The 1,927-nt window shown below is 43.0% G+C and carries 1 protein-coding gene; it reads right to left on the bottom strand.

Features of this window, described 5'->3' with window-relative positions; all coding sequences use genetic code 11:
- Window positions 1–166 precede the first annotated feature (166 nt).
- Complete coding sequence (locus G522_RS29815; RefSeq protein WP_169453608.1) at window positions 167–1,669, bottom strand: flippase; 1,503 nt, start codon at window positions 1,667–1,669, stop codon at window positions 167–169.
- Window positions 1,670–1,927 lie beyond the last annotated feature (258 nt).

A 1,927-nucleotide genomic window follows, 5' to 3' on the forward strand; every position in this document is an offset into this window, starting at 1 on the left:
CCATCGTGCCCCGCCTGTGAGGAGAACTTTGAATCAGAATCGACGCCAACCGTCACTTCACATTTGATTCATCGATCGATGGATGTGCTCTAGGGCAAGAGGCGACGTTAGATTCGTTCTATTTCGTTCCTTCTCATCACGTTGTGCGACCATCATACATTTATAATTAATTCTCCTTTAGTTTGACATTGTTCCAAGTCAAGTATTTTCTTGCGGAAATAGTCGCCCAACATATGAGGGCGACGCCATACAAAATTGCTCTATTCTGGAGATTGCCGGCGAAAAACCCCGCGCCGGCGAACGTGATACATAAACCCAATTTAATATATCCTATCCTGATCTCCCGAGCCAAAATTCTAATACTCTTCTCAGTAACAATATTGAGAATAATTACCTGAATCATAATTCTTAGGACCCACGCCAACGCCGTTCCAGTAATTCCTGCCGTTTTAGTTAAATAGAATAAGCCAAACACATATGGTAATATAAGGAATAGATGTACCTTTGCCGTTAGATCTGGTCGCCCGGCACATTGCAATACGGAATAGGTTGCGTTTGCGATTACGCTAATCATCCACCCGAAAGCCAGCCATCTCATAGGGGTGCTTGCCGCATTGCTAAACTCTTCGCCAAGCCAAAACCTTAACAGCTCTGGCGCAAACAAGAAGGCGGTCGCGGAAATAGGAAACATGAGGAGAAATAGGCTATCAGCCATACGATTATATAGTATCCGAAATTCGATACGGTCTACTGCTAATGCTGAAGCCAACGCCGGGAAAAAAGTCCCTGTTACCGACTGTTGCAATATCTGCAAATTCGATAACATTCCGAACGGAGCTGAATAGTATGTGACAGCTGTCAAAGTTAGCATTGATCCGATAAATAATCTATCCATGTATATCATTACCGGACTCACTATATTTGATACCGTTATCCAACCTCCATACAATATAAGCTTTCTAGCATAGACCCTCGATATTCCTCTCATACGGATCATGTCAGGAGATTGCAAAAACACTAGGCTAAGATATATTAAAGTCGCTATCATTCTGGAGAAAATCAAAACGCTTGTAGCGGCAACTAATGACGGAGTAAACTGCATGCTCAAAATAGGACTTACGTAGGTCATAATACCAAGTGGTATTCTAACTAGTGCTATACTCGAGAATTTTTGATAGGCCTCCAGTATTCCGATACATATCGCGGTAACTATGACAAATGGTATGCTTATGGACGCTAAAGATAGACTTATAATTCCTTCACGCTGAAGGTGATTAGGGACGTTTAATAGATATGTTGATAATGGATAGGAGGCCGATATACCTATTATCATACCAAGTATGCCGAAGCCTCCGACCAGCCACAAGGCACTCCAGATTAGGTTTGGTAATTCAGAGTTCTCACCACTAGCAATCATCTCGGCTGTAAATTTTGTGAGTGCCCTGCCGATGCCCATGTCGAAAAGACTAAAATATCCAACAAGCATCCATATAATTCCTAGTAAACCGTACCTATCTGCGCCGATACCGCGTATTACCATAGGAATCGTCACTACCGCTACGATAATTGGAAGGGATAACCCACCAAAATACCATAGTGTATTTTTCAACAGACGCGGTTTTTTCTTTTGCTTCGGTTCGCGCCCATTGTTATTTTGTTTGTTCAACATACTTCCCCTTGTTTTCCTGTATTCCGCCAATATTTCGAGAAATGTTAATGGGCAACTAACGCAATCATGCGTGTTGTAATAAAAGTAATCGTAACGAAGCATTGCCCACCAAACATTACCAAAAATGAGAGCTCTGATGCGTTTTTAACTATTATGCGAGCACAGCTGGACGGTTCGATTAACCGGGTTTTCTGGACGGCTACGGGATCGTAGGAGCCGCCTCGGCGCAGTATCCTGACGGCTCGGCTTTGGGAACAG

Source organism: Pleomorphomonas oryzae DSM 16300 (genome assembly GCF_000422965.1).
Lineage (GTDB): Bacteria > Pseudomonadota > Alphaproteobacteria > Rhizobiales > Pleomorphomonadaceae > Pleomorphomonas > Pleomorphomonas oryzae.

Bases quoted from the DNA above. Each gene is read 5' to 3' on its own strand.
- G522_RS29815 (WP_169453608.1), bottom strand. From the start codon at position 1,669: ATGTTGAACAAACAAAATAACAATGGGCGCGAACCGAAGCAAAAGAAA.